Source organism: Stenotrophomonas sp. FW305-3-2-15-E-LB1, assembly GCF_058787375.1.
Map to the genome: position 1 here is coordinate 48,369 of NZ_JBYSZR010000008.1, position 25,671 is coordinate 74,039.

At 68.3% G+C, this 25,671-nt stretch carries 25 protein-coding genes; 8 read left to right on the forward strand and 17 right to left on the reverse strand.

Annotation, left to right across the window (positions count from 1 at the left end; genetic code table 11):
- The 8 genes from AC3WL7_RS08135 to AC3WL7_RS08170 all read right to left on the reverse strand — a co-directional run bounded on the left by AC3WL7_RS08135 (position 1) and on the right by AC3WL7_RS08170 (position 6,855).
- Positions 1–795, reverse strand: coding sequence for a thymidylate synthase (locus AC3WL7_RS08135; RefSeq protein ID WP_108758819.1), 795 nt, complete (start codon positions 793–795; stop codon positions 1–3).
- Positions 792–1,679, reverse strand: coding sequence for a prolipoprotein diacylglyceryl transferase (gene lgt / locus AC3WL7_RS08140; RefSeq protein WP_108745991.1), 888 nt, complete (start codon positions 1,677–1,679; stop codon positions 792–794). Before lgt ends, AC3WL7_RS08135 begins: the two co-directional genes overlap by 4 nt.
- Positions 1,680–1,715: 36 nt before the next feature.
- Entirely contained in the window at positions 1,716–2,210 is a 495-nt protein-coding gene (locus tag AC3WL7_RS08145; RefSeq protein WP_492749943.1) for a TPM domain-containing protein, read from the reverse strand.
- Positions 2,210–3,097, reverse strand: a complete 888-nt coding sequence (locus AC3WL7_RS08150; protein ID WP_492749944.1) for a TPM domain-containing protein — start codon at positions 3,095–3,097, stop codon at positions 2,210–2,212. The genes AC3WL7_RS08145 and AC3WL7_RS08150 overlap by 1 nt, the downstream gene beginning before the upstream one ends.
- A 3-nt stretch (positions 3,098–3,100) precedes the next feature.
- Positions 3,101–3,718, reverse strand: a complete 618-nt coding sequence (locus tag AC3WL7_RS08155; protein ID WP_079220675.1) for a LemA family protein — start codon at positions 3,716–3,718, stop codon at positions 3,101–3,103.
- A gap of 556 nt (positions 3,719–4,274) precedes the next feature.
- Complete coding sequence (locus AC3WL7_RS08160) at positions 4,275–5,435, reverse strand: MFS transporter (RefSeq protein WP_492749945.1); 1,161 nt, start codon at positions 5,433–5,435, stop codon at positions 4,275–4,277.
- Positions 5,436–5,676: 241 nt separating this feature from the next.
- Entirely contained in the window at positions 5,677–6,426 is a 750-nt protein-coding gene (locus tag AC3WL7_RS08165; protein ID WP_079220673.1) for a TerC family protein, read from the reverse strand.
- Positions 6,427–6,459: 33 nt separating this feature from the next.
- Positions 6,460–6,855 carry a diacylglycerol kinase gene (locus AC3WL7_RS08170; protein WP_079220672.1) on the reverse strand — a complete coding sequence of 132 codons (396 nt, stop codon included), beginning with the start codon at positions 6,853–6,855 and terminating at the stop codon, positions 6,460–6,462.
- Between the two features lie 213 nt (positions 6,856–7,068).
- Between AC3WL7_RS08170 and AC3WL7_RS08175 the strand changes: the two genes are divergently transcribed.
- Positions 7,069–7,770 (forward strand): SGNH/GDSL hydrolase family protein, encoded by a 702-nt coding sequence (locus AC3WL7_RS08175; RefSeq protein ID WP_079220671.1) that lies wholly within the window; start codon positions 7,069–7,071, stop codon positions 7,768–7,770.
- A gap of 124 nt (positions 7,771–7,894) precedes the next feature.
- On the opposite strand, the gene AC3WL7_RS08180 is transcribed toward AC3WL7_RS08175, so the two are convergent.
- The 3 genes from AC3WL7_RS08180 to AC3WL7_RS08190 all read right to left on the reverse strand — a co-directional run bounded on the left by AC3WL7_RS08180 (position 7,895) and on the right by AC3WL7_RS08190 (position 10,762).
- Entirely contained in the window at positions 7,895–9,166 is a 1,272-nt protein-coding gene (locus AC3WL7_RS08180) for a sensor histidine kinase (protein WP_079220670.1), read from the reverse strand.
- 150 nt (positions 9,167–9,316) lie between these two features.
- Positions 9,317–10,030 carry a response regulator transcription factor gene (locus AC3WL7_RS08185; RefSeq protein WP_002811889.1) on the reverse strand — a complete coding sequence of 238 codons (714 nt, stop codon included), beginning with the start codon at positions 10,028–10,030 and terminating at the stop codon, positions 9,317–9,319.
- An 87-nt stretch (positions 10,031–10,117) separates the two neighbouring features.
- Positions 10,118–10,762 carry a GDSL-type esterase/lipase family protein gene (locus AC3WL7_RS08190; RefSeq protein WP_079220669.1) on the reverse strand — a complete coding sequence of 215 codons (645 nt, stop codon included), beginning with the start codon at positions 10,760–10,762 and terminating at the stop codon, positions 10,118–10,120.
- A 75-nt stretch (positions 10,763–10,837) separates the two neighbouring features.
- On the opposite strand from AC3WL7_RS08190, the gene AC3WL7_RS08195 reads away from it, so the two are divergent.
- The 3 genes from AC3WL7_RS08195 to AC3WL7_RS08205 all read left to right on the forward strand — a co-directional run bounded on the left by AC3WL7_RS08195 (position 10,838) and on the right by AC3WL7_RS08205 (position 14,420).
- The gene (locus tag AC3WL7_RS08195; protein ID WP_079220668.1) at positions 10,838–11,485 is read left to right on the forward strand and encodes an ABC transporter ATP-binding protein; all 648 of its coding nucleotides are present in this window, start codon (positions 10,838–10,840) and stop codon (positions 11,483–11,485) included.
- Positions 11,482–13,998 (forward strand): ABC transporter permease, encoded by a 2,517-nt coding sequence (locus AC3WL7_RS08200; protein ID WP_492749946.1) that lies wholly within the window; start codon positions 11,482–11,484, stop codon positions 13,996–13,998. The genes AC3WL7_RS08195 and AC3WL7_RS08200 overlap by 4 nt, the downstream gene beginning before the upstream one ends.
- Before the next feature lie 68 nt (positions 13,999–14,066).
- On the forward strand, positions 14,067–14,420 hold the full coding sequence (locus AC3WL7_RS08205) for a DMT family protein (protein WP_079220666.1): 354 nt from the start codon (positions 14,067–14,069) through the stop codon (positions 14,418–14,420).
- 77 nt (positions 14,421–14,497) lie between these two features.
- On the opposite strand, the gene AC3WL7_RS08210 is transcribed toward AC3WL7_RS08205, so the two are convergent.
- From AC3WL7_RS08210 to AC3WL7_RS08230, 5 genes are all read right to left on the reverse strand, one after another.
- Positions 14,498–15,424, reverse strand: a complete 927-nt coding sequence (locus AC3WL7_RS08210; RefSeq protein WP_482990409.1) for a DUF6607 family protein — start codon at positions 15,422–15,424, stop codon at positions 14,498–14,500.
- 71 nt (positions 15,425–15,495) lie between these two features.
- Entirely contained in the window at positions 15,496–16,098 is a 603-nt protein-coding gene (locus AC3WL7_RS08215) for a Hemin transport protein (protein ID WP_079220664.1), read from the reverse strand.
- Between the two features lie 5 nt (positions 16,099–16,103).
- Positions 16,104–18,290, reverse strand: coding sequence for a TonB-dependent hemoglobin/transferrin/lactoferrin family receptor (locus tag AC3WL7_RS08220; protein WP_492749947.1), 2,187 nt, complete (start codon positions 18,288–18,290; stop codon positions 16,104–16,106).
- A 149-nt stretch (positions 18,291–18,439) separates the two neighbouring features.
- Positions 18,440–18,634 (reverse strand): hemin uptake protein HemP, encoded by a 195-nt coding sequence (hemP, locus tag AC3WL7_RS08225; protein ID WP_005412278.1) that lies wholly within the window; start codon positions 18,632–18,634, stop codon positions 18,440–18,442.
- A gap of 167 nt (positions 18,635–18,801) precedes the next feature.
- Positions 18,802–19,773 carry a potassium channel beta subunit family protein gene (locus AC3WL7_RS08230; protein WP_492749948.1) on the reverse strand — a complete coding sequence of 324 codons (972 nt, stop codon included), beginning with the start codon at positions 19,771–19,773 and terminating at the stop codon, positions 18,802–18,804.
- A 191-nt stretch (positions 19,774–19,964) separates the two neighbouring features.
- Here AC3WL7_RS08230 and AC3WL7_RS08235 point away from each other — a divergent pair, with 191 nt between their 5' ends.
- The 4 genes from AC3WL7_RS08235 (at position 19,965) to AC3WL7_RS08250 (ending at position 24,483) form a co-directional block, all read left to right on the forward strand.
- Entirely contained in the window at positions 19,965–21,263 is a 1,299-nt protein-coding gene (locus AC3WL7_RS08235) for a NupC/NupG family nucleoside CNT transporter (protein WP_200733772.1), read from the forward strand.
- Between the two features lie 25 nt (positions 21,264–21,288).
- Complete coding sequence (locus AC3WL7_RS08240; protein ID WP_079220661.1) at positions 21,289–22,254, forward strand: ribokinase; 966 nt, start codon at positions 21,289–21,291, stop codon at positions 22,252–22,254.
- A gap of 230 nt (positions 22,255–22,484) precedes the next feature.
- Positions 22,485–23,480: a tRNA dihydrouridine synthase DusB gene (gene dusB, locus AC3WL7_RS08245; protein WP_492749949.1), complete on the forward strand. Its 996-nt coding sequence runs from the start codon at positions 22,485–22,487 to the stop codon at positions 23,478–23,480.
- Positions 23,481–23,655: 175 nt separating this feature from the next.
- Complete coding sequence (locus tag AC3WL7_RS08250) at positions 23,656–24,483, forward strand: methyltransferase domain-containing protein (RefSeq protein ID WP_079220660.1); 828 nt, start codon at positions 23,656–23,658, stop codon at positions 24,481–24,483.
- Positions 24,484–24,508: 25 nt separating this feature from the next.
- On the opposite strand, the gene AC3WL7_RS08255 is transcribed toward AC3WL7_RS08250, so the two are convergent.
- Positions 24,509–25,564: a metal-dependent hydrolase gene (locus AC3WL7_RS08255; protein ID WP_492749950.1), complete on the reverse strand. Its 1,056-nt coding sequence runs from the start codon at positions 25,562–25,564 to the stop codon at positions 24,509–24,511.
- Positions 25,565–25,671 lie beyond the last annotated feature (107 nt).

Below are 25,671 nucleotides of genomic sequence, written 5' to 3' on the forward strand. Positions count from 1 at the left end.
TCACACCGCCACCGGAGCCTTGATCGCCGGGTGCGGGTCGTAGCCGTCGATGCGGATGTCGTCGAACTGGAAGCCGAACAGATCGGTCACTTCCGGGTTCAGCCACAGCTTCGGCAGCGCGCGCGGTTCACGCGACAACTGCTCGCGCGCCTGCTCGTAGTGGTTCGAATACAGGTGCGCATCGCCCAGGGTGTGCACGAAGTCGCCCACGCCCAGGCCGGTGGCCTGCGCCACCATGTGGGTCAGCAGCGCGTAGCTGGCGATGTTGAACGGCACGCCCAGGAAGATGTCACCGCTGCGCTGGTACAGCTGGCAGCTGAGCTTGCCGTCCACCACGTAGAACTGGAACAGGTTGTGGCACGGCATCAGCGCCATCTGCGAAAGCTCGCCCACGTTCCAGGCGCTGACCACCAGCCGCCGCGAATCGGGGTTGCGCTTGATCTCGTCCACCAGCCACTGCATCTGGTCGATTTCACGGCCATCGGCGGTGGCCCAGCTGCGCCACTGCTTGCCGTAGACCGGGCCGAGGTCGCCGTTCTCGTCGGCCCACTCGTCCCAGATGCGTACCTGGTTGTCCTTCAGGTAGCCGATGTTGGTGTCGCCCTTCAGGAACCACAGCAGCTCGTGGATGATCGAGCGCAGGTGCAGCTTCTTGGTGGTGACCAGCGGGAAGCCTTCGTTGAGGTCGAAGCGCATCTGCCAGCCGAACACGCTGCGGGTACCGGTACCGGTGCGGTCACTCTTCTCCGCACCATGCTCAAGCACATGCGACAGCAGGTCGAGGTAGGCCTTCATGCCTTGCCCTCCGCGGCCACCAGCGGCTGCGGCTGCAGCACCGGCGCGCGGCGCGACAGGGCCAGCAGCACCAGGCCGAAGGCGATGAGCGGCACGCACAGGATCTGGCCCTTGGTCAGCCAGCCGAAGGCCATGTAGATGCCGTTGTCCGGCATGCGCACGAACTCCACCGCGAAGCGGAAGATGCCGTACAGCAGCGCGAACAGGCCACCGATCAGGTAGCGGTGGCGCGGCTTGGCCGATACCACCCACAGCACCACGAACATCACCAGACCTTCCAGTGCCGCTTCATACAGCTGCGAGGGATGGCGGGCGTACGGGTTCAGCGCGCCGCTGGCGAACTGCGCCTGCAGGGTGGCGGTGTCGAGCTGGTTCAGCGGAGCCGGCAGGCCGGACGGGAAGACCACGCCCCAGCTGCCATCGGTGTACTTGCCCCACAGCTCGGCGCCGATGAAGTTGCCGATGCGGCCGAAGCCCAGGCCCAGCGGCACCAGCGGGGCCATGAAATCCATGGTGTCGAAGAAGTGCAGCGCGTGCTTGCGCGACCACCACCAGCAGGCCGCGATGACGCCCAGCAGGCCGCCGTGGAAGCTCATGCCGCCATCCCACACCTTGAACAGCAGCAGCGGGTTGTGCAGGAAATCGCCCAGCGCATAGAACAGCATGTAGCCGATGCGCCCGCCCAGGACCACGCCGAGCATCGCGTAGAACAGCAGGTCGGAGAACCCGTTGGCATCGACGCCCGGCAGGCGGCCTTCGGCGATGCGCTTGCGGCCCAGCAGCCAGGCTGCAGTGAAGCCCAGCAGGTACATGATGCCGTACCAGTGCACCTTGATCGGCCCCAGCGAAAGGGCGATGGGGTCGATGTCGTGGAAATAGATCATGGAAGCTGCCTTGCGGGAGTACGGGTATTTTACGGCTCAACCCAGGATCTGCGGGGTGTCGGGCAGGCCGTCATCATCGGACCGCATGGCGGCCGGAAAGTGCCCTTCCACCAGTGCGGAGACCTCATCGATGGCGCTGCGCAGCGCCTCGACCGGGTTGGACCCGCGCAGGCCCTCGCGCAGATGGGTGCAGATCCGCTGCCACTGCGCCGGGCTGACCCGGCCGTGCAGGCCGCGGTCGGCCACGATCTCGATGGCGTGGTCGGCCAGCAGCAGGTAGATCAGTACGCCGTTGTTGTGGTGGGTGTCCCAGGTGCGCAGCTGGGCGAAGGCCTGCTCGGCCGCCTGCCGCGGGGTCATGCCCCGCCACAGCGCCTGCAGCGGCAGGTCCGCCTCGACGGCAAACATCACCTGGCCACCGTGGCGGGCCTCGCCGGCGGCGATGGCCTCGGTGATGGCCTGCAGGGTGGCCGGCGGGAACGCCCGCCGCACCGAGGGTGCCAGGAGATGGCGGCACAGGCGCCGGATCATCACCAGCCCCCCGAGGCGCCGCCGCCACCGGAGCGGCCACCGCCGCCGCCCCAGCCGCCGCCGCCACCAAAACCGCCACCACCGCCGAATCCACCGCCCCCACCCCAGCTGCCGCCGCCCCAACCGCCCCCCCCGGCAAAACGCCCGGGATGGCCGGACAGCATCGCCACCACCAGGCCGACGATGCCGGCCAGGCCGCTGGCCAGCACGGTGGAGGTGAAGATGAAAGCGGCCAGCGCCGCGCCACCGCCGCCCAGCAGGCCGCGCAGCGGGCGTGGCACCCGTGAGAACACCCCGCGCAGGATGCTGCCGGCGAACACGCCGATGAACAGCGCCAGGATCCAGGTATCGCCGCCACCACCCGGCTCGCGGCCACGGTGGCCACTGACCGGCGCCGGCAGCGGCTCGCCATCGACCAGCTTGACCAGCACGGCCGTCGCATCAGTGATGCCACCGGCGTAATCGCCGCTGCGGAAGCGCGGCACCAGGTATTCCTGGATGACCCGGTTGGCGATGGCATCGGGAATGGCGCCTTCCAGGCCGTAGCCCGGTTCGATGCGAACGCGGCGATCGTCCTTGGCCACCACCAGCAGCACACCGTCATCCACGCCCTTGCGGCCGATCTGCCACTGGTCGAAGACGCGGGTGGTGTACTGGGCGATGTCCTCCGGCTGCGTGCTGGGCACCACCAGCACCTGCAGCTGGCTGCCCTTGCGCTGCTGCAGCGCCAGCGCCTGCTGCACCAGCGCCTGCTTCTGCGCGGCATCGAGGGTGCCGGTGGTGTCGACCACCGGCGAATCCAGCGCGGGAATCGGCGCCAGCTGCTGCGCCTGCGACGCCAGCGGCAGCCACAGCAGCAGGGCCAGCAGCACGGTGGCCAGGCGCATGACTCAGTGCGCCGGCTGCGGTGCCGGCTGCTGCGGCGCGTTGCCGAAATCGACCGCCGGCGCGTTGGAGATCTGCGCTTCGTTGTCGACGCTGAAGTTGGGCTTGGGCTGGTAGCCGAAGATCTTTGCGGTGACCAGCTGCGGGAACGAGCGGATGTAGGTGTTGTAGTCCTGCACCTGCTGGATGTACCGGCCACGGGCGACGGTGATGCGGTTCTCGGTGCCTTCCAGCTGGGCCTGCAGGTCGCGGAAGTTGGCATCGGACTTCAGCACCGGGTAGTTCTCGGTGACCACCAGCAGGCGCGACAGCGCGCTGCCCAGTTCGCCCTGCGCCTGCTGGAACTGCTTGAGCGAGGCTTCGTCATCGGCGTTGACGTTGATCTGGCCGACGCGCGAGCGGGCGTTGGTGACTTCGGTCAGCACGCGCTCTTCCTGGCTGGCGAAACCTTTGACGGTCTGCACCAGGTTGGGCACCAGGTCGGCGCGGCGCTTGTACTGGTTGAGCACTTCGGACCAGCTGGCCTTGACCGCTTCATCCTTCTGCTGGATGGCGTTGTAGCCGCAGCCGGAGAGCAGTGAGGCCAGCAGCAACAGGGGCAGGACGCGGGTGAACAGGCGCATGGCGGGAGTTCCGGGTGGACTGGCTGCCGAGCATGCCATGGTTCGCGTTAACGCCAGCGTGGAGGTCGAGGTTGGTCGGCCAACGGGCTGGGCCCCCTCCGCGGTGGGTGTGGGTGTGCTGGCTATGCGGGTTTGGTCGGGAGGGCGGGTTGGCTGGGGGACGCCGTGAATCCGTCCATGGAGGCTCGTGAGCGCCATCCATGGCGCTCGCGCCCCCAGCCAACCCACCCTCCCGACCATGGACGGTTTCCTGGCACCGCGGGAAAGATCAAAAAGAGCAAAAGCAAAAGCCCATGCTCCAGGCATTCGTGCCGACCAACGGTCGGCACCCACCAACAGCAGCAGGTTCCAACAGCCGCAGGAAACTGTCGAAGGCGGGGTGGGTCCGGTTGAGGGGGTGTGAGCGGCATGGATGCCGCGACCAAGCCCCCATGGACGGGTTTACGGCGTCCCCCTCAACCGGACCCACCCCGCCATCCCACGGAATGCAGGCCTTTGACGTTGACGTTGATTCTGCGGGTGCAGGGCTGCAAGCCCTGCCGGAACCCCACACCCCTCAGCAGGCCTCAGCCACCGGCGCGCGCGTCCGCCCCAGCCACGCCAGCAGCAACCCCGCCGCCGCCAGCAGACCACCGGCCACCGGAATCGCCGCATAGCCCAGCCCCGCGCTGATCACCGCGCCACCCAGCGCGGCACCCACCGCATTGCCCAGATTGAACGCACCCACGTTGATCGACGACGCCAGCCCCGGCGCATCGGTCGCCGCCTGCATCACCCGGATCTGCAGCGGCGGCACGATCGCGAAGGTCGCCGCACCGAACAGCAGTACACCCAGTGCCGCAGTGGCGTGATGCATGAAGGCCAGCGGCAGCACGAACATCAGCACGGCCAGCGCCGCCAGCAGGATGCGCGTGGCACCATCCAGCGACCAGTCGGCCAAGCGCCCACCGATGCCGTTGCCGACGGTGAAGCCGATACCGATCAGCGCCAACGACATCGCGATGAACGCATTGGATGCACCCGTCAGCTCGGTCAGCACCGGCGCCACGTAGGTGTAGAGCGTGAACATGGCGCCAGCACCCAGCACCGTGGTCGCCATCGCCAGCAGCACCTGCGGCTGCAGGATCGCCTTCAGCTCGCGGCGCACGTCCGGCCGCGCGCCCGGCGCCGAGGCCGGCAGGGCCAGGGCAAGCGCGGTGATCGCCACCACGCCCAGCACCGCGGTGCCGGCAAACGCCAGGCGCCAGCCCAGCTGCTGGCCGACCCAGGTGGCCAGTGGCACGCCGCCGATGTTGGCGATGGTCAGGCCCATGAACATGGTCGCCACCGCAGCCGCCTGCTTTTCCTTCGGCACCAGGCTGGCCGCCACCACCGCACCGATGCCGAAGAAGGCACCGTGGTTGAGGCTGGTGACCAGGCGCGACAGCAACAGCAGGCCATAGTTGGGTGCCAGCGCGGACAGCAGGTTGCCGACGATGAAGATCGACATCAGCAGCATCAGCGCGGTGCGCCTTGAGAAGCGGCCCATCAGCAGGGTCATGATCGGCGCGCCGACCATCACGCCCACGGCATAGGCGGTGATCAGCATGCCGGCGGTGGGGATGCTGACACCCACGCCGCTGGCAATGACGGGCAGCAGGCCCATCGGGGTGAACTCGGTGGTGCCGATGCCGAAGGCACCGACGGCCAGCGCAAGCAGGGCGGCTCTGGAATTCATGGGGATTCCTGTGGGGAGGAAACGGGAAGCTGCGTAGCCTGCGCGCTTTGCCGCCGCCGATTAAGCCTCGCCGCGGGAAAACAGTGTTGACCCCGGTTCACAGGTGGTGGCTGCATTCCGCCGGGCATGGCCCGGCGCTACCAGACCCCACCACGAACGGTAGCGCCGGGCCATGCCCGGCGAGCTTAGCGGCCCCACAAAGCAGAACCCCCGGCAGTGCCGGGGGTCCTGGGTGGATCGCTTACCAGTTGCCGGCGCCCGGCACGTGGTGGTCGCGTGCGCGGCGGCGCATCAGCAGGTTCAGCCACTCCACCAGCACCGAGAAGCCCATCGCGGCGTAGATGTAGGGCTTGGGCACGTGCACGTCCAGGCCGTCCAGGATCAGCACCGCGCCGATCAGCAGGATGAAGGCCAGGGCCAGCATCTTCACCGTCGGGTTGGCATCGATGAAGCGGCCCAGCGGGTTGGCGGCCAGCAGCATCACCAGCACCGACAGCAGGATGGCGGCGACCATCACCGGGATGTGGTCGGCGATGCCGACGGCGGTGATCACCGAATCCAGCGAGAACACGATGTCGATGACCGCGATCTGCGCGATGACGTAGCCGAACACGGCCGAGGCCTTGGTGGTGGTGGGGTCTTCATCCTCGCCACCGGTGATCAGCTCCTTGATCTCCATGTAGCCCTTGATGATCAGGAACAGGCCACCGACGATCAGCACCAGGTCGCGGATGGAGATGCCCATGCCGGCCACGGTGAACAGGTTGGCGGCCATGTGCGCCAGGTAGGCCAGCGATACCAGCAGGCCGATGCGGGTGATGCAGGCCACGGCGATGCCGAGCTTGCGGGCGAACGGGCGGCGCTCTTCCGGCAGCTTGCTGACGGCGATGGAGATGAACACCAGGTTGTCGATGCCGAGCACGATTTCCAGGGCGCTGAGGGTAAACAGGGTTACCCAGGCATTGGGGTCGGCGAGGAACTCAAAGGACATGGAAACTCTTCAGGACAGTGGGGGAATGGGGGTTCAGGCGTAAGCGCCGGCCAGCAGGTGGGGCACCACGACCAGCGCCCAGCACAGCAGCACGTTCATCATCAGCACGAAGACGGCCGCCGAGCCCATGTCCTTGGCGCGGCCGGCCAGCTCGTGGATCTCGGCGCCGTAGCGCTCGATGACCGCTTCGATGGCCGAGTTGGCCAGTTCCATCGCCAGCACCAGCAGCATCGAGCCGATCATCAACGCGCGCTCGACCGGGGTCTGCCCCAGCCACAGCGCCAGCGGGGTCAGCAGCACCAGCAGGTAGACCTCCAGCCGGAACGAGGACTCGTGCAGCCAGGCAGCACGCAGGCCCTGCCAGGACCAGCGGGCGGCCTGGAAGATGCGGCGCGGGCCGCGGGGCATGTGGCCGAACTGATCAGCCACGGGTGGAACATCCAGCAACAGGGGCGCGGCGCAGCGACCGCTCAGACGCACGGCAGGCAATCATGGGTGCACAGGGATGGGCAGACAGCCCCCATTTTGCCACAAGGGCGGCGGCGGCACCCCGCGCGGGCCGGCCAACGACCCGCCATCCGCAAGCGCAGCACCGCGGCAAACTCCTATGATGGGTGTCCCCTGCCCTTGCTGGAGCCCCTGATGTCCGTCGCCCGTACCTGCCTGCTGTCGCTTGGATTGCTGACCCTGGCCCCGCTGGCCCAGGCGTTGAGCCCGCCGGCCCCGCCGCGCGTACCCGAACAGGTGTCCAACGTGGCCTGGGAAGGCGACATGGCCAGCTTCCTCAAGGCCGACCAGAGCAACCCGCCGCCGCGCGGTGGCATCGAATTCATCGGCAGCTCCTCGATCCGCTTCTGGGAGAGCCTGGCCCAGGACTTCCCCGGCCAGCCGGTGTTCAACCGTGGCTTCGGCGGTTCGGAAGTGCGCGACAGCACCTGGTATGCCGGCCAGGTCGTGGTGCCGTATGCGCCGTGCAAGGTGTTCTTCTATGCCGGCGACAACGACCTCAACAGCGGCCGCAGCGCCACCCAGGTCCGCGATGACGTGGTGGCCTTCGTGCAGCGCGTGCATCGCGACCTGCCGAAGACCAAGGTGGAATACCTGTCGATCAAGCCCAGCCCGTCACGCGCGCACCTGCTGCCGGCGATCAACCAGGCCAACGCGATGATCAAGGCCGCCCTGGCCAAGCTGCCCAACACCGGCTACACCGACATCTACACCCCGATGCTGGGTGCCGATGGCCAGCCGGACGCGAAGCTGTTCCGCGAGGACATGCTGCACATGACCCCGGCCGGCTACGCGATCTGGACCAAGGCGGTGGCGCCGAAGGTGAAGTGCGATTGAGCAAGGCGTGACCCGGGATTCATCCACGCATGGCGTGGATCTACTGGTAGCGCCGGGCCATGCCCGGCGACGCAGGGTTTCCGTGCCGACCCCGGTAGCGCCGGGCCATGCCCGGCGTCGTGGGTCAGCGGAAGATGACCGTCGCTTCGGTGCCCTTGCCCGGCTCGCTGGCCAGGGCGACCTTCCAGCCGAAGCGGTCGCACAGCCGGCGCACTATCGACAGGCCCAGGCCGGTGCCCTGCGGGCGGTCCGGCTCGGCGCGGTAGAACGGCTCGAACGCGCGGGCCAGCGCCTCGGCCGACATGCCGATGCCGGTATCCCGCACCACCACCCGGTCAGGCTCGACCTGCACGTCGATGCGGCCTTCGTCGGTGTAGTTGCAGGCGTTGCGCACCAGGTTGCTGACCACCACCTGCAGCACGCGCGGCGGGGCATGCAGCTGCACCGGGCCGGCACTGTGCAGGTGCACCGCCACCGGGCGGTTGCCCAGCAGTTCGTTGGCATTGTCCACCTCGTAGCGGACGATGTCGTTGACATCGAAAAGCTCGATCTGCGGTTCGATGTCGGCCTCGCGGGCCAGGATCAGGAACGCGTCGATCACCGCTTCCATGTCCCGTCCGGCGCGCTGGATGCGCTGCAGGCTGCGGCGCAGGCGCGGTTCCAGGCTGTCATCGCCCAGCGCCATGTCGCTGGCCACGCGGATCACGGTCAGCGGCGTGCGCAGCTCGTGGCTGGCGTCGCGGGTGAAGTTGCGTTCGCGGGCCACGTGGTCGGTGACCCGGTTGGCCAGTGAATGCAGCGCGGCCGCCAGCTGGCGGGTCTCGCCCTGCATGTCGGCGGGCAGCTTGTCCGGCTCCAGGTCGGCTGCTTCGGGGTGGCCGGGGTCCCAACGCGACACCCGGCGCGCCAGCCAGTTCACCGGCGACACCAGCCGCTTGGACGCACGGTAGGTCACCCAACTGGCGCCATACACCGCCAGCAGGGTCAGCAGCACCGGCACGATGCCGAACCAGAAGGCCAGCATTTCCGCGCGCGAGCGCAGGAACACCAGGTACAGGCGGCCTTCGGCCCGGGCATCGACCAGCACCAGCTGGTCATCGTCGGGCAGTTCGTGGAAACCGGGTTCAAGCGTGCGCAGGTTGGCCGGCAGCGACAGGCTGGAGCGCCCGCGCTCGAGCAGGTAGCCACGGATGTTCTGCGTGTTGGGCGGCGGCTGCGCGGGCGAGGCCTCGTGCAGCGTCCAGTAATAGGCCGCCTCTTCGCGCAGGGCGGCGCCCACCAGGCTGTGCTTGATCACCAGCGAGACCAGCCAGGCACCGAGCAGGATGCCCACGCTGGCCAGCACTGCCTGCAGGATGAAAGCGATACGGATCTTGCGCGGCAGGCCGTGCGGCATTGCGGGGTCCCGGTTGAAGCGCTGCGATTATAGGCAGCGCGACGTGCCGGCGACGTGCACGGGGGATGACCCCGCGTGCGGCCGACGGCCCGTTCCCTGCCCCGCGACCCGGCCGGAGCCGGGGCGGGCCTGTTCCTGCGCCGGCACCCTTCAGGCCATCGGCTGGGCGATGTCGGCGATGCGGTAACCGGCACTCTGCACGGTGTGCAGCAGCGGACGGTCGAACGGCTTGTCGATGATCTTGCGCAGGTTGTACAGGTGGCTGCGCAGGGTGTCCGAATCCGGCAGCCCGTTGCCCCAGATCTCGCGCTCGATTTCCTGGCGGGTGACCACGCGGGGCGATTCCCGCATCAGGATGGTCAGCAGGCGCAGGCCGATGGGCGAGAGCTGCAGTTCGGTACCGGCGCGGGTGGCCCGCATGCTGACCGGATCGAGCACCAGGTCGGCGACCTTGAGCACTTCCGAACCCACCTGGCGACGTTCGCGGCGGATCAGCGCGCGCAGGCGGGCTTCCAGTTCCTGGATGGCGAACGGCTTGGTCAGGTAGTCATCGGCACCAAAACCCAGGCCGGTGAGCTTGTCGTCCAGCGTATCGCGCGCGGTCAGCATCAGCACCGGGGTCGACTTGCGTGCATCGTTGCGCAGGCGGCGGCACACTTCGATGCCATCCAGGCGCGGCAGCATCAGGTCCAGCACGACCACGTCGTAGCTGTTTTCAGCCGCCAGACGGTAGCCGTCCAGGCCATCCTGCGCATAGTCCACCTCGAAGCCACGGCCTTCCAGGTATTCGCCGATCATCTCGGAGATGTTGCGGTTGTCCTCGACCACCAGCACCAAGCCGGAAGTCTCCTTCGTCTGACGCATGTGAGTCCCTCTTTCTTCAGCTTTGTGAAACATGCCCGATCGACGGTGGACGCGATGTGAAGTTCCGTCAAGACGCTGAAAAAAGATTCACAGCAGCGGCTTGAGCAGCGGCCAGACGTTGTCCAGCACCTTCGGCTGGGCCTGCGCGGTGGGGTGCAGGCCGTCGGCCTGCATCAGCCCCGGCTGCAGGGCCACGCCTTCCAGCAGGAACGGCAGCAGCGGCACCTGGTACTTGTCGGCCAGCGCGCGGTAGGCGGCGGCCAGGCGCTGGCGGTAGGCCGGGCCGTAGTTGGGCGGCACGTCGATGCCCAGCAGCAGCACCTTGGCCCCGGCGGCGCGGCTGGCCAGCAGCATCTTTTCCAGGTTGCCCTGCACCTGCGCCGGGGTCAGCCCACGCAGCGCGTCGTTGCCGCCCAGGGCAATGACCACCACGCTCGGCTTCTCTTTGGCCAGCAGGCCCGGCAGGCGGGTCAGCGCGCCGGCGGTGGTTTCCCCGCTCATGCTGGCGTTGACGATGCGCGGCGGGGTTTTCGACTGCTGCCTGACCCGCTTGTCCAGCAGGCTGACCCAGCCTGCGTCGGCCGGGATATTGTGGGCAGCACTGAGGCTGTCGCCGAGCACCAGCACCGTGCCGGCCGGACCTTTGGCACACGCCAGCCCGGACCACAGCAGCAACCCTAGCAGCAGCACCATCATCGTGCCGGCTTGCCGGCTCCACCCTGTAATGCGCATTGGAGTCTCCTCATCGACAGCCTGTCCCCCCGCAGCGCGTCCGTCGCCATCGCCGTCGACCAGGTCGGCAAATCCGTGCATGGCCCGGAGGGTGAAGTCCACATACTGGACAACATCACCCTCACCGTCCATGAAGGCACCAGCGTGGCGATTGTCGGGGCCTCCGGTTCCGGCAAGACCACCCTGCTCGGCCTGCTGGCCGGGCTGGACCTGCCCAGCCGCGGCGGCATCACCCTGGCCGGGCAATCGCTGGGCGCGCTGGACGAGGAGGCCCGGGCGCAGCTGCGTGCGCGCGAAGTGGGCTTCGTGTTCCAGAGCTTCCACCTGCTGCCGGCGCTGACGGCGGCCGAAAACGTCGCACTGCCGCTGGAACTGGCCGGCCGCGAGGACCGCGCGCGGGTCGATGAAGTGCTGGCCCAGGTCGGCCTGTCACACCGCGCCCGCCATTACCCACGGCAGCTGTCCGGTGGCGAGCAGCAGCGCGTCGCCCTGGCCCGCGCCTTCGTCACCCGCCCGCGCATCCTGTTCGCCGATGAACCCACCGGTTCGCTGGACCAGGCCACCGGACAGCACATCAGCGACCTGCTGTTCGAACTCAATGCCGGCAGCGGCACCACCCTGGTGCTGGTCACCCACGACCTGCGCCTGGCGCAGCGCTGCCAGTACATCCATCGCATCGACAATGGCCGCCTGCAGGCGGTCGAGTACGGGGCACAGGCATGAACCTGCTGCGGCACGCCTGGCGCGCGCTGCGCCGCGAAGCCCTGGCCGGTGACCTGCTGACGGTGTTCGCCGCACTGGTGCTGGGCGTGGCGGTGATGACCGCCGTGGGCACGCTGGTGAACCGGGTCAACCTGGCCCTGACCGGCAGCGCGGCCGAGATGCTGGGCGGCGACCTCGGCGTGGCCGGGCGCAGCGATCCGCCGGCGGTCTTCGCCGAGGAAGCGCAGCGGCGCGGCTTGGCGCATACGCGCATCGCCGGCTTCGGCAGCGTGCTGTTCAACGGCGATGCCAGCCAGATGGCCAGCATCAAGGCGGTGCAGGCCGGCTATCCGCTGCGCGGCACGCTGCGGGTGCGGGCCACGCCGGGCGGTGCGCTGATCGCCGATGCCGGCATGCCGCCGCAGGGCCAGACCTACGCCGACCCGCGCCTGCTGCAGGCGCTGGGGCTGAAGGTCGGTGATGCACTGGAATTCGGTGCGGGCACGCTGCGCGTGGCCGGCATCATCGAGGCCGAGCCGGACACCGGCGGCGACCTGCTGACCCTGTCCCCCACCCTGCTGGTGAACCGCGCCGACGTGGACGGCACCGGCCTGCTCGGGCCCGGCAGCCGCATCAACTACCGGTTGATGGTGGCCGGTGCGCCCGCCCAGGTGGCCGCGTACCGGCAGTGGCTGCTGCCGCAGGTAAAGGGCATGCGCCTGCTCAGCGTGGACGACACCCAGCGTGGCGTGCGCCAGGCGTTTGATCTGGCCGGCCGCTTCCTCGGCCTCAGCGCGCTGCTGGCGGTGCTGCTGGCCGGCGTGGCTACGGCGCTGGCGGCCAACCGCTTCGCCCTGCGTCGCATTGACCAGGTGGCGATCCTGCGCTGCCTGGGCGCACGCCAGCGCGACATCCTGGCCGGCCTGGCGCTGCAGCTGCTGATGCTGGCAGTGCCGGCCTGCGTGCTCGGCATCGGCCTGGGCATGGCCGCGCAGGAAGGCCTGGTGCAGGTGCTGGGCAGCCTGGTGCCGCAGCGCCTGCCGCTGCCCGAGGCCACCCCGGCGCTGACCGGCGCGGGCATCGGCCTGCTGCTGTTGTTCGGCTTCGGACTGCCGCCGCTGCTGCGCCTGCGCGGGGTGCCGCCGATGCGCGTGCTCAACCGCTCCTTCGCCGCCCTGCCGCCAGCTTCGCTGCTGGCCTACGTGGCCGCGCTGGGGGCCAGCCTGCTGCTGGCGGTGCAGGTCACCGGCGATCTGAAGCTGGCCCTGTGGGTGCTGGGCGGCCTGGCGGCGCTGGCGCTGGCCGCCGGCGTGGTCGGCTTCCTGCTGCTGCAGCTGCTGCGCGGCCTGCAGCACCGCCTGCATGGCAACTGGCGGCTGGGCCTGGCTGCGCTGACCCGGCGGCGGATGCTGGCGGTGATGCAGCTGGTGGGACTGTCGCTGTCGCTGTGCGCGCTGCTGCTGCTGGCGGTGACCGGCCCCGGCCTGCTGCAGCAGTGGCGCGAGCGCCTGCCGGAGAACACGCCCAACTACTTCCTGATCAACATCCAGCCCGAACAGCGCGACGGCGTGCTGGCCGCGCTGCAGGGGCTGGGCGCGGCCGATGCCAGCGTTGAACCGATGGCCACCGGCCGCCTGATCGCGATCAACGGCAAGCCGCCGCTGCGCGTGGACCGCACCCCGGAACAGAACGGCACGCCGGCACAGGGCGACGCCCAGCGCGACGATGATGACGAGAACCGGCCGTTGAACTTCAGCTGGCGCAGCACCTTCCCGCCGGCCAACACGCTGGTCAACGGCACGTTCTGGAAGGCCGACAGCACCGCGCCGGAAGCCTCGGTGGAGATCGGCTGGGCCAAGCGCTACGGCGTGTATCCCGGCGACCGCATCACCATTGCCGTGGGCGAGCAGGAACGCGAGTTCACCGTGACCAGCGTGCGCAAGGCGGACTGGAACACCTTCCGCCCGAACTTCTTCGTGCTGCTCAACCCCAACGCGGTGGGCGATACGCCGCACAACCTGCTGTCGGCGTTCCATCTGCCGGCCGGCAAGGCGGCGGGCCTGGGTGCGCTGGTGCGCGAACAACCCAACCTGTCGCTGCTGGATGTGGACGCGGTGATCTCGCAGGTGCGCGAGGTGATGAACCGCGTCGCGCAGGCGGTGCAGCTGGTGATGGTGTTCAGCCTGCTGGCCGGCGTGCTGGTCCTGCTGGCCGCGCTGCAGGCCACGGCCGGCGAGCGCCGCTACGACAGCGCGGTGCTGCGTACGCTGGGGGCCACCCGCCGCCAGCTGCGCGGTGCGGTGCTGGTGGAGTTCGGCGCGCTGGGTGCGCTGGCCGCGCTGCTGGCCGTGGGTGCGGCCGCCGGCATCGGCGTGGCGGTGTCGCAGAAGGTGTTCGAACTGCCGCTGCTGCCGCCCTGGCCTGGGCTGCTGCTGGGTGGGCTGGTCGGCATCGGCCTGAGCCTGCTGGCCGGCTGGTGGGGCACGCGGGCGATCCTGCACACCCCGCCGGCGCTGGCCCTGCGCGAGGCCTGACGCCGCCGTGACACGCTGCGGGTGGGGTCGGCTGTATGCTGCGCGCCCCACCTGATGAGATCGCCCGGATGCCCGGCACGTCGTTCGCCGCTTACCTGTACCCGGTGTTGCTGCTGCTCGGCAGCAACATCTTCATGACCTTCGCCTGGTACGGCCACCTGAAGTACAAGAGCGCGCCGCTGATGATGGTCATCATGGTCAGCTGGGGCATCGCCTTCTTCGAGTACTGCCTGCAGGTGCCGGGCAACCGGCTGGGCAGCGCGGTGTATTCGGCGCCGCAGCTGAAAGGCATGCAGGAAGTGATCACCCTGGTGGTGTTCGCGGTGTTCTCCGCGTTCTACCTGGGCCAGCCGCTGAAGTGGAACCACTACGCCGCGTTCGGGCTGATCGTGCTGGCGGCGTTCCTGATGTTCAAGGAATAAGCGCATCCACGCATGGCGTGGATCTACTGACGGATGACGGCATCCACGCATGGCGTGGATGCGGTTGCGGCCCGACGTTACTGGGCCTTTTCCACGTACTTGGCGAACACTTCGTCGATCTGCGTGTCCTTCACCTTCTTGCCCGACTGGATGTCGTCGGCCTGGGTGAACAGCGGGATGATCATCGCCATGCCATCCAGCTTGGTCTTCAGGTGCACGCCCGGGGCCTGGGTCAGGAAGCCGTCCCAGCGCTGGCGCACCTTGGCCCAGTAGCCAGCGGTCGCCTTCCAGTAGTCGCGCGCCGGGGTGAAGTCGACCTCGGTGGTCTTGATGTAGTCGTTGAAGCCGAACTCGCGGGCGATCTCCACCTGGCTGCCATCGGCGTTGCGCTGCACCTTGGTGTTGAACTGTTCGTGGGTCCAGCCGTTCGGCGTGAGCGTGTGGCGGTTGACCACGGCCAGCGCGTTGTAGTCGCTGCGCTTGGTGTATTCGCGGCGCGGCAGGGGGCGCCAGCTGATGTCGCTGGTCCAGGTCGGCACGTTGTTGTCGTAGGTCCAGGTGCCGGTGCCACAGTAGCGCGGGGCGTCGCTCACTTCGTAGACGCACTGGGTCCAGGCGCCCGTGTTGGTGGCCGCTGCGATCGTGCGCACCTGCCAGGTCTGGTCGGCGCTGAACTCGAACCGGTTGGGGGCTTCATACACCCAGTCCTGGCGCCAGTGCTTGGTCACGTGGCCGCTCTTGGCGTCCACCAGCAGGTGCTGCAGGACAACGCGGCGCGGGCTGTCTTCAACCACGATCACCACCTCGTTGCCGGCACTGCGCATGGCCGGCGCACGCTCGTAGCCCGGCTTCAGCAGCACGGTTTCGTCGAAGGCGAAATCCACGGTGTACTCGCCCTGCATGGCCAGGATGCTGGCGTGGTCACGGGCGATATCGGAGGGCTGCGCGCTGGCTGCACCGCTTGCGGCGATCAGCACCATCACGCTGGCTGTCTGCAACTTCATCTGGAATTCCTTCGGGGTGTCACGTTCGAGGGGTGGCCATCCATGGCCGCATTCGATCCTTCAGGTTCGGGTTACAGGCGCACCAGCGGCAGCTCGCCCGGAATGCGGGGTGCGGGCCTGCGCGCGGCATCGGCGCAGCAGCAGTCATCGATGGACAGCTCGCCCTCGGCACCTTCCAGCCGCGCGATGCGGCGCGCCGTCGCGGCGCCCAGCGAGGACAGCGTGGACAGGCTGGCGGCCAGGGTGCGGCCTTCGTCGGCGGCATGCAGGCGCAGCGCGCACAGGCGCCAACGCTGGCCCCCCAAGTGGCCGGCCAGGCGCCGCCACAGGCGCTCGCCGACACTGCCTTCGGCATCATGTTCCGGGCCCGGGGGCAGCGACGCCACCAGCCGGTCCCACGCCAGGAAATCGCTGTCCGGCAGCAGGTACAGGCGCCACACGCAGCGGCCGCGGCCGTCGAGGAAACACAGGCTTTCACGCACCCCTTCACTGTCCACGCCCTGGCAGGCGTGTACCGAAACGGCCTGGCGCCAACCGCCCAGTTCGCTGCTGTCAGCGTGGTACAGGCACAGCACGGTGCCCAGCGCGGCCAGCTGCGCCGGCGTGGGCCAGGCCTGCAGCGCGTGGTGCGGCAGGAAGGACGACAGGCGACGTGCAGACAGGGCTCGGCTCATGGGATTCACCAGGAAACGGCAAGGCTGGCCGACAGAGTGCGGCCGGGGCTGGTATAGCGGTCCAGGACGGTGCTGCTGGCCGACAGGGTCGAGCCCACGTTGGACCAGTCGATGTAGCGTTTGTCACCCAGGTTGAACACACCGACGTTGACGGTGGCACCCGGCGCGAAGTTCCAGTGCGCCATCAGGTCGGCCACGCCGTAGCCGGCCGGGCGGTAGGCGGTCGCGGTTGCAACGCGGTCCTTGCGCTTGACGAAGGTGCCGGCCAGTTCGACGCCCCAGGTGTCGGTGTCGTACATCAGGCCGACGGTGCCGCGCAGCGGGTCGATGGAATCCAGCGGCGTGTCTTCGGTCTTGTTGTCACCGCGCGACCAGGCCACCGCACTGCGCAGTGCCCAGCCCTGCAGCGCCGGGCTGACCTGGCCGAAATCCACGCCGGCTTTCAGTTCGGCACCGTAGATGCGCGCGTCGGCGATGTTGCGCGACTGGAACACCATCAGGCCCTGGTCGTTGGTGCCGACCAGCGACTGCGACTCGATGAAATCCTTGTAATCGTTGTAGTAGCCGCTGAGGCTGACATACGCCACCGGCGCGACGAACCGCAGGCCCAGCTCCACGCCATCACTGGTTTCCGGCTTGAGGTCCGGGTTGGGAATGGCGGTGTAGCCGAAGGCGAAGTTGGTGAAGCCGAGATTGACGTCGTTGTACGGCGGCGAGCGGAAGCCGCGCGAATAGCCGGCAAACAGCGACCACGCATCGGTGAAGCGGTAGACCAGGCCGAACTTCGGCGACACGCTGGTCTTGCTCAGCTTGGACACGGGCACGCCGGGATTGTCTTCGGCAAAGATGCTGTCCACTTCCGGCTTCAGCTCGTAGCGGTCCACGCGCACGCCGGGCACCAGCGAGAGCCTGCCGTCGGCCAGGCGCATTTCATCCTGCGCGTACAGGCCCAGCTCGGTGGTCTTGCTGATCGGGAAATCGCGTACCGGGAATACATCCGGCAGCAGCGTGCTGGTGACCTGGCCGTTGGCCAGCATCTGGTAGCCGTCGCGCTTCTGGCGGATGTCGGTGCGCGCGCCGTCGAAGCCGTAGGTCAGCGCGTGTTCGACGCTGCCCGTGCTGAACGCCTTGTTGAACTGCGCCTGCAGGCCCCACGCACGCTGGTCGAAGTTGAACTCGCGATGGCGGCGGCTGCGGTTGGCGCGGCCTTCATCGGTGATCTGGGTGGTTTCGCTGTGCTGGGTGTACAGCTGCCAATGCAGGCTGTCGGCGAAGCCCTTGTCCAGCGCATCCATTTCATGGGCGAAGGACACCCGCGTGCGGTTCTGCGTGTCGCGCGCCTTCATGCTGGTCGTGGTGGTGTGGTCGATGGAAGAAAACACGTTGGTATCGGTGTTGTCTTCGTTGCCTTCCACGGTCAGCCGGAAACGCTGGTCTTCGCTGGGCGCGTACACCAGCTTGGCCAGGCCGCTGCGACCGTCGCGATCCTGCGGGTTGGCGGCGGTGCGGGTGTTGTCGAGGCTGCGGATGTCGCCCTGGTTGCCGGTTTCCTGGCCCTGGCGATGGTTGATGTTGACCATGCCGCTCCAGTGTTCGCCGCCCCAGGCACCGGTGACGCCGCCCAGCAGGCCCTTCCACTCGCCGTCATAGCCGAACTTCAGGCCGGCGTAGCTGTCCTTGCCGTCCTTCAGGTAGTCGGCCGGGTCCTTGGTGACGAACGCGACCACGCCGCCGAGCGCGTCCGAGCCGTACAGGGAACTGGCCGGCCCGCGCACGATCTCCACGCGCTTGAGCGTGTCCAGATCGGTGAAGTTGCGGTTGGCGTTGGAGAACGAGCCGATGCTGAAGCTGGTCGGCATGGCGATGCCATCGGTCTGGATGCGCACGCGGTTGCCGTCCAGGCCACGGATGCGGATGCTGCCCAGGCCGAAGCGGGTGGCGCTGCGGCCGGCCGACAGACCGGGTTCGTAGCGGATCAGATCCTTGATGTCGTGCACCAGCTGCCGGTCCATCTGCTCGCGGTCGATCACATCGACGGTGGCGGCCACGTCGCTGACCGCACGTTCGGTGCGGGTGGCGGTGACCTGCACCCGATCAAATTCGCGCGCTTCGGGCGCGGCATCGGCAGCAGCATGGGCGGACAGCGGCAAGGCCATCCACAGGGCAACGGACAGGGCAGTCGGGCGGGTCATCGGCGGTGATCGATCAGGCAGGGGGAGCCCCCGGCCACCGGCACGCCAGGCGTGCACGGACAGCCGAGGGGGAGAGAGCGGGAGCGGACGGGTCGCCCACCCTGCCGGCGCTGCCGGCAGGAGGGAGGGAGGCGGGCGACCAGACCGCGTTACTTGGTCAGGATCAGCTTGTCGTTGCTGGTGTGGCGCAGCCGGTAGAAACGGTCGCCGTGCTGGATCAGGATTTCGCGGCGGCCCTTCAGCAGGGCTTCGCTGTCGATCACTTCTTCCGGCGGAACGACACGCACCGGGCGGTCGCGCAGGGTCAGCGTTTCGGGGCGCAGCAGTACAGGTTGAGCATTCATGAGCATCTGGACTCGTGCGAGGGACGATTTAGATGATAATGATTCTCAGTTGACAATCAACAACCATTCTCACTTCCATTGATGGGATTTATGATCGAATTCACGATTTCGATAGATCACATCAATTGAAGGCGCGGATCGACGGACCGATCCGCGCGTCGTGGCGGTCAGGCAAAGACCGCTTCCACCCGCGCCCAGCCGGCATCGTCCACCTGCTGCAGCACATCCAGCGCCTGCAGGTTCTGCAGCAGCTGGCTGACCCGGCTGGCGCCGAGGATCACGCTGGAGACGTTGGGATTGCGCAGGCACCAGGCGATGGCGAGGCTGGCCGGGGCATGGCCCAGCTCGGCGGCGACCTCGCTGAAGCGGCGCACCTGGGCCAGGCGCACGGCTGCGTTCTGGCCCAGCACCAGGTCCTGCAGCCAGCCCATGCCCTCGCGGCCGAGCCGTGCGTCGGCCGGAATGCCCTGGTCGTACTTGCCACTGAGCAGGCCCGAGGCCAGCGGCGAGAAGATGGTGGTGCCCAGCCCGGCGCTGGCGTAGAGCGGGGCGTATTCCACTTCCACCCGCTCGCGGTGCAGCAGGTTGTACTGCGGCTGTTCCATCGACGGTGCCTGCCAGTTGTGGCGGGCGGCGATGTCCACCGCTTCCTCGATCTGCGTGGCCGACCACTCGGAGGTGCCCCAGTACAGCACCTTGCCCTGCCGGATCAGGGTGTCCATGGCATGAACGGTCTCGGCGATCGGCGCGTCCGGATCCGGGCGGTGGCAGTAATAAAGGTCCAGATAGTCCACGCGTAGGCGCTTGAGCGCGGCATGGCAGGCGTCGGTCACATGCTTGCGCGACAGGCCGCGCTGGGTCGGGCGCGGGTCCTTGGCGCTGCCGAAGAACACCTTGCTGGACACGCAGTAGCCGTCGCGCGGCAGGCGCAGGTCGGCAATCACATCGCCCATCACCTGCTCGGCGCGGCCGTTGGCATAGCCCTCGGCGTTGTCGAAGAAGTTGATGCCGTGATCCCAGGCGGCAGCGATCAGGTTGCGGGCCTCGTCACGCGGCACCTGGTCGCCGAAGGTCACCCAGGCGCCGAAGGACAGGGCGGACACCGGCAGGCCGGTAGAGCCGAGGCGACGATAAAGCATGCGATTCTCCTGTTGCAGGCCCGCATACGGGCCGGGATCGAACCCCATTCTACCCGGCCCCGGCGGCGGCAACCCCTTGCCGTTGCTGGCTTGTTCGCTGCCGATGGGCTCGCGCACGCTGCTTTTCCTTGCCCCAGCCCCGGCCCTGCACTAGGCTTCCCGTTTTTCGCGCGCCCCCGGGGGGAGCTCTCATGGTCGAAGGTTTGGGCAGGATCGGCTTCGGCCTTTTCGGGTTGGCGGTGCTGATCGGCATCACCTGGCTGTTTTCCAATAACAAGCGCGCGGTGGACTGGAAGCTGGTCATCACCGGCATCACCCTGCAGATCGCGTTCGCGGCGCTGGTGATCCTGGTGCCGGGCGGGCGCGACGTGTTCGATGCCCTGGGCAAGGGCTTCGTCAAGATCCTCAGCTTCGTCAACGAGGGCTCGGGCTTCATCTTCGGCTCGTTGATGGACACCCAGAACTACGGCTTCATCTTCGCCTTCCAGGTGCTGCCGACCATCATCTTCTTCTCGGCGCTGATGGGCGTGATGTACCACCTGAACGTCATGCAGGGCATCGTCCGCGTGATGGCGTGGTCGATCACCAAGGTGATGCGCGTGTCGGGTGCGGAAACCACCAGCGTCTGCGCCAGCGTCTTCATCGGCCAGACCGAGGCGCCGCTGACCGTGCGCCCGTACATCGCCAGGATGACCCAGTCCGAGCTGCTGACCATGATGATCGGCGGCATGGCCCACATCGCCGGCGGCGTGCTGGCGGCCTACGTGGGCATGCTGGGCGGCGGTGACCCGGTGCAGCAGGCCTTCTATGCCAAGCATCTGCTGGCTGCCAGCATCATGGCGGCCCCGGCCACCCTGGTCGTGGCCAAGCTGCTGATCCCGGAAACCGGCACCCCGCTCACCCGCGGCACGGTGAAGATGGAAGTGGAGAAGACCTCCAGCAACATCATCGACGCGGCTGCGGCCGGCGCCGGTGACGGCCTGAAGCTGGCGCTGAACATCGGTGCGATGCTGCTGGCCTTCATCGCCCTGATCGCCCTGCTGAACGCCCCGCTGACCTGGATCGGTGATGTCACCGGCCTGGCCGCCGCCATCGGCAAGCCGACCAACCTGTCGACCATCTTCGGCTACGTGCTGGCCCCGATCGCCTGGGTCATCGGCACCCCGTGGGCCGATGCCACCACCGTCGGTTCGCTGATCGGCCAGAAGGTCGTCATCAACGAATTCGTGGCCTACACCGAGCTGTCGCAGATCGTGAACGGCCAGGTCGCCGGCGTGTCGCTGTCCGACGAAGGCCGCCTGATCGCGACCTACGCCCTGTGCGGCTTCGCCAACTTCAGCTCGATCGCCATCCAGATCGGCGGCATCGGTGGCCTGGCCCCGGAACGTCGCCACGACCTGGCCAAGTTCGGCCTGCGCGCCGTGCTGGGCGGTACCATTGCCACCTTCATGACGGCCACCATCGCCGGCGTGCTGACGCACTTCAGTTGAACCCTTGTTTGAGAAGACATCCCCTATGAGCAGCAGTGTCGTTGTCGTCGGTTCCTTCAATGTCGATCACGTGTGGCGGTGCGAAGCGCTGCCGGCGCCGGGCGCGACCATTGCCGGCCGCTACAGCACCGGCCCGGGTGGCAAGGGCTTCAACCAGGCCGTGGCCGCCTGCCGTGCCGGCGCCGAGACGACGTTCGTGTGCGCGCTGGGCGATGACGCCGGTGGCGCGACGGCACGTGACCTGGCCGCGCAGGACGGCTTCGCGCTGATCGCCGAGGCCAGCAGCGAACCGACCGGCACCGCCGGCATCTACGTCGATGCCCGTGGCCGCAACACCATCGTCATCGGCCCGGGCGCCAACGCCGCGCTGAGCACCGGCTTCCTGGAGCAGCAGCAGGCCCTGCTGGCCGGTGCCAAGGTGGTGCTGGTGCAGCTGGAATCGCCGGTGCAGACGATTGAAGCGGCCCTGGCAGCAGCGCGCGAAGCCGGGGTCACCACCGTGCTGAACGCCGCCCCGGCCGACGCGCCGTCCAGCATCGGCCTGCTGAAGCTGGCCGATGTGCTGACCCCGAACGAGACCGAGTTCGCCTCCCTGCTCGGCCGCCATGTCGGTGAGCGCGTGGATGCCGACGACGTGGCCGCACTGGACGGCGCCAGCCTGCACGCGCTGTGCCGCAAGCTGGTCGGCAACGGCACCGTGGTGGTGACCCTGGGTGCGGTGGGCGTGTTCGTTTCGCACGCCGACGAGAACCTGCGTGGCGACACCCAGCCGTACTACCGCGTGGGTGCCGAACAGGTACAGGCGATCGACACCACCGGTGCCGGTGATGCCTTCAACGGCGCACTGGCGGCCTCGATCGCCCAGGTGCCGGACGCGCCGTTCGCCCGCCACGTGCGTTTCGCCAACCAGTTCGCCGGCCGTTCCACCGAGAAGGAAGGCGCCGCTGCGGCGATGCCGCGCTTCACCCCGGCCGACGCCGAAGCCAAGTAGAGCCACGCCATGCGTGGATGAGAAGCCCGGGTGTGCAGACACCCGGGTTTTTTTGTGTCCGGCGACACGGCCCCATGGCCCAGCCGCCCACCATGACCCGGCCGTGGGGGCGGCGGAACCGACCATCAAGCATCTGCTGATGCCGGTGTGGCATGAGGTCGGTCCAGATTGGCCTGAACAGGGCCCCTGCCGGCACCTTCGCGCCACGCCCGGCGGCCTACAATGGGCGCATGCAGATCGGCCCGTACACCATTGCCCCCAACGTCGTGCTGGCACCCATGGCCGGCGTCACCGACAAGCCCTTCCGCCTGCTGTGCAAACGGCTGGGCGCGGGCTTGGCCGCCTCGGAGATGACCATCAGCGACCCGCGCTTCTGGACCACGCGCAAGTCGATCCACCGCATGGACCACGAGGGCGAGCCGGCGCCGATCAGCGTGCAGATCGCCGGTACCGAGCCGCAGCAGCTGGCCGAGGCCGCGCGCTACAACGTCGACCATGGCGCGCAGATCATCGACATCAACATGGGCTGCCCGGCCAAGAAGGTGTGCAACGCCTGGGCCGGTTCGGCGCTGATGCGCGACGAGCAGCTGGTGGCGCGCATCCTTGAAGCCGTGGTCAACGCGGTGGACGTACCGGTCACGCTGAAGATCCGCACCGGCTGGGACTGCGACCACCGCAACGGGCCGGTGATCGCGCGCATCGCCGAGGACAGCGGCATCGCCGCGCTGGCCGTGCATGGCCGGACCCGCGACCAGCATTACACCGGCCAGGCCGAGTACGCCACGATCGGCGAGATCAAGGCCGCGCTGCGCATCCCGGTCATCGCCAACGGCGATATCGATTCGCCGCAGAAGGCCGCCTACGTGCTGCAGCAGACCGGCGTGGATGCAGTGATGATCGGCCGTTCCGCGCAGGGCCGGCCGTGGATCTTCCGCGAGGTGGCGCACTACCTGGCCACCGGCCAGGAGCTGCCGCCGCCCTCGCTGGAGGAAGTGCGCGACATCCTGCTGGGCCACCTGCACGCGCTGCATGCCTTCTATGGTGAACCGCAGGGCGTGCGCATCGCCCGCAAGCACCTGGGCTGGTACGCCAAGGACCGCCCGGAAAACGCTGCCTTCCGCGCGGTGGTCAACCGCGCCGAGGACCCGGCCAGCCAGATCGCGCTGACCAGCGAGTACTTCAACCGCCTGATCGCCGGGGAACCGGCGATGCCTTCGGCCGCCTGACCGACCGGCCACCTCGTAACCTGTCCGACTGCCTTGATCCGTAGAGTCGAGCTTGCTCGACTGCTCCACACCGTAGAGTCGAGCTTGCTCGACTGGCCTCCCCGAGCAGTCGAGCAAGCTCGACTCTACGCACCCTTCCCATCGATCCTGCTCGACGCCCCAAGAGTCCGCCACCATGACGCCGCCGATCTCTTCCCCGACCTACCTGCACGGCTTTTCCGGTACCGAACAGCAGCGCCTGATGACCCAGGCACGCCTGCTGGAATCGAGCATCTTCAGCCAGATCGACTACACCGGTGCGCGCCACCTGCTGGAAGTCGGCAGCGGCGTCGGCGCGCAGACCGAAATCCTGCTGCGCCGCTTCCCCGAGCTGCACGTGACCGGCGTGGACCTGAGCGAGGCGCAGCTGGCCACGGCGCGCGAGAACCTGGCGCGCACCCCGTGGTGCAGCGACCGCTACACCCTGCAGCAGGCCGATGCCGGCGAGCTGCCGTTCGAGGCCCGCAGCTTCGATTCGGCGTTCCTGTGCTGGGTGCTGGAACACGTGCCCTCCCCTGCCCGCGTGCTGAGCGAAGTGCGCCGCGTGCTGGCCCCGGGCTCGCCGGTCTACATCACCGAGGTGATGAACGCCTCGTTCCTGCTGGACCCGTACTCGCCGCACATCTGGCGCTACTGGATGGCCTTCAATGATTTCCAGCACGACCACGGTGGCGACCCGTTCGTCGGCGCCAAGCTGGGCAACCTGCTGTTGGCCGGCGGCTTCCGCGACGTGCATACCGAAATCAAGACCATCCACCTGGACAACCGCGAACCCGCACGGCGCAAGACCATGATCGCGTTCTGGGAGCAGCTGCTGCTGTCGGCCGCCGACCAGCTGCTGCAGGCCGGCGCCGTGGACGAGGAGACCGTGGACGGCATGCGCCGCGAGTTCCGCCTGGTGCAGAACGATCCGAACGCGGTGTTCTTCTATTCGTTCGTGCAGGGCCGCGCGACGGTGTATTGAGGCGCGGCCCGCGCGTGGCGCGGGTTCACGGATCGATGTGCAGGGTCGCTGTCGGCGGCGCCTGCCAGATCCGCTGCCACATCGCGGCCAGCCGCTGCCCGGCGTCGGCGCGTGCGGCGGGGCTGCTGTAGTCCATGCGCTGCTGCTGCGGCACGATCGCCCGCCACTGCCCGTCCACCTGCTCGGCCACTGCGAAATTGAAGGTGTAGTCCGGTTCCAGGCCCATGCGCAGGTCGCTCAGCACCAGCTGGCCATCCACCACCTGCGCACGCATGAAGCCGCGGTTGAACCACTGCAGCCGCTGCACCGCCGGAATCGCGGAGGCTTCGCGCAGCGCCTGCACGTTGGACGGGTAGCCTTCAAACCGCATCGGCCCCTGGTCGGCCACCAGCGAACGGTCACCCACCACGTAACCGCTGGGGGTCATCGCCACCACCCGCCACAGCAGCGTGTTGAACGGCATCGGCACCGAGAAGCGCGGTGCATCACCCAGGCCCATGGCGGCCAGGCTCTGCTGCGCGGCGCGGTCGACCTGTGCCTTGGCCACCAGGCCCCAGCCCAGGTAGGCGGTGCTGACCAGCAGCGATACCCCCAGCACCTTGCCCGCCCACGGCCGCGCGCGCGCGAACCAGGCCACCACGCAGCCCAGCAGCAGCCACACGGTGTAGGCCGGGTCGATGATGAAGACGCTGGAGCCCATCGTCGGATGTGGCCGCAGTGGCCACCACAGCTGGGTGCCGTAGACGGTGAACGCGTCCAGCAGCGGATGGGTGACCAGCGCCAGCTGGATGGCCCAGAACCAGCGCATCGGCGCCTGCGCCACGCGGCCGTTGCCGAAGCGCTTGAACAGCCACCAGATCAGTGCCGCCACCCACGGCAGCACCAGCAGCGAATGGCTGAAGCTGCGGTGGTCGACCATGTTGGCCACCGGATCGGCCGCGGCGAAGCCCAGCCACAGGGCATCGAGGTCGGGCAGCGTACCGAGCGCGGCACCGGCCAGCAGGGCCGCGCGGCGGTGGCCGGGCGGAGCGATGGCGGCAGCGACGGCACCACCGAGAAAGATCTGGGTCAACGAGTCCATGGGCCGATGCTAGCGCGACGGCCGCGGTTATGTGGAGGCGACTGTTGGTGGGTCGGCCGTTGGTAGAGGCGACGGTTGGTAGAGTCGACTGTTAGTCGACTGCCGTG

Excerpts from the sequence above, each read along its gene's own strand:
- AC3WL7_RS08185 (WP_002811889.1), bottom strand. The coding sequence starts at position 10,030 with ATGCGTCAGACGAAGGAGACTTCCGGCTTGGTGCTGGTGGTCGAGGAC.
- dusB (WP_492749949.1), top strand. The coding sequence starts at position 22,485 with ATGCAGATCGGCCCGTACACCATTGCCCCCAACGTCGTGCTGGCACCC.
- AC3WL7_RS08135 (WP_108758819.1), bottom strand. The coding sequence starts at position 795 with ATGAAGGCCTACCTCGACCTGCTGTCGCATGTGCTTGAGCATGGTGCG.
- hemP (WP_005412278.1), bottom strand. The coding sequence starts at position 18,634 with ATGAATGCTCAACCTGTACTGCTGCGCCCCGAAACGCTGACCCTGCGC.
- AC3WL7_RS08240 (WP_079220661.1), top strand. The coding sequence starts at position 21,289 with ATGAGCAGCAGTGTCGTTGTCGTCGGTTCCTTCAATGTCGATCACGTG.
- AC3WL7_RS08145 (WP_492749943.1), bottom strand. The coding sequence starts at position 2,210 with ATGATCCGGCGCCTGTGCCGCCATCTCCTGGCACCCTCGGTGCGGCGG.
- AC3WL7_RS08165 (WP_079220673.1), bottom strand. The coding sequence starts at position 6,426 with ATGTCCTTTGAGTTCCTCGCCGACCCCAATGCCTGGGTAACCCTGTTT.
- AC3WL7_RS08220 (WP_492749947.1), bottom strand. The coding sequence starts at position 18,290 with ATGACCCGCCCGACTGCCCTGTCCGTTGCCCTGTGGATGGCCTTGCCG.
- AC3WL7_RS08230 (WP_492749948.1), bottom strand. The coding sequence starts at position 19,773 with ATGCTTTATCGTCGCCTCGGCTCTACCGGCCTGCCGGTGTCCGCCCTG.
- AC3WL7_RS08205 (WP_079220666.1), top strand. The coding sequence starts at position 14,067 with ATGCCCGGCACGTCGTTCGCCGCTTACCTGTACCCGGTGTTGCTGCTG.
- AC3WL7_RS08210 (WP_482990409.1), bottom strand. The coding sequence starts at position 15,424 with ATGAAGTTGCAGACAGCCAGCGTGATGGTGCTGATCGCCGCAAGCGGT.
- AC3WL7_RS08160 (WP_492749945.1), bottom strand. The coding sequence starts at position 5,435 with ATGAATTCCAGAGCCGCCCTGCTTGCGCTGGCCGTCGGTGCCTTCGGC.
- AC3WL7_RS08215 (WP_079220664.1), bottom strand. The coding sequence starts at position 16,098 with ATGAGCCGAGCCCTGTCTGCACGTCGCCTGTCGTCCTTCCTGCCGCAC.
- AC3WL7_RS08180 (WP_079220670.1), bottom strand. The coding sequence starts at position 9,166 with ATGCCGCACGGCCTGCCGCGCAAGATCCGTATCGCTTTCATCCTGCAG.
- AC3WL7_RS08155 (WP_079220675.1), bottom strand. The coding sequence starts at position 3,718 with ATGCGCCTGTTCACCCGCGTCCTGCCCCTGTTGCTGCTGGCCTCACTG.
- AC3WL7_RS08250 (WP_079220660.1), top strand. The coding sequence starts at position 23,656 with ATGACGCCGCCGATCTCTTCCCCGACCTACCTGCACGGCTTTTCCGGT.
- lgt (WP_108745991.1), bottom strand. The coding sequence starts at position 1,679 with ATGATCTATTTCCACGACATCGACCCCATCGCCCTTTCGCTGGGGCCG.
- AC3WL7_RS08150 (WP_492749944.1), bottom strand. The coding sequence starts at position 3,097 with ATGCGCCTGGCCACCGTGCTGCTGGCCCTGCTGCTGTGGCTGCCGCTG.
- AC3WL7_RS08200 (WP_492749946.1), top strand. The coding sequence starts at position 11,482 with ATGAACCTGCTGCGGCACGCCTGGCGCGCGCTGCGCCGCGAAGCCCTG.
- AC3WL7_RS08190 (WP_079220669.1), bottom strand. The coding sequence starts at position 10,762 with ATGCGCATTACAGGGTGGAGCCGGCAAGCCGGCACGATGATGGTGCTG.
- AC3WL7_RS08235 (WP_200733772.1), top strand. The coding sequence starts at position 19,965 with ATGGTCGAAGGTTTGGGCAGGATCGGCTTCGGCCTTTTCGGGTTGGCG.
- AC3WL7_RS08255 (WP_492749950.1), bottom strand. The coding sequence starts at position 25,564 with ATGGACTCGTTGACCCAGATCTTTCTCGGTGGTGCCGTCGCTGCCGCC.
- AC3WL7_RS08175 (WP_079220671.1), top strand. The coding sequence starts at position 7,069 with ATGTCCGTCGCCCGTACCTGCCTGCTGTCGCTTGGATTGCTGACCCTG.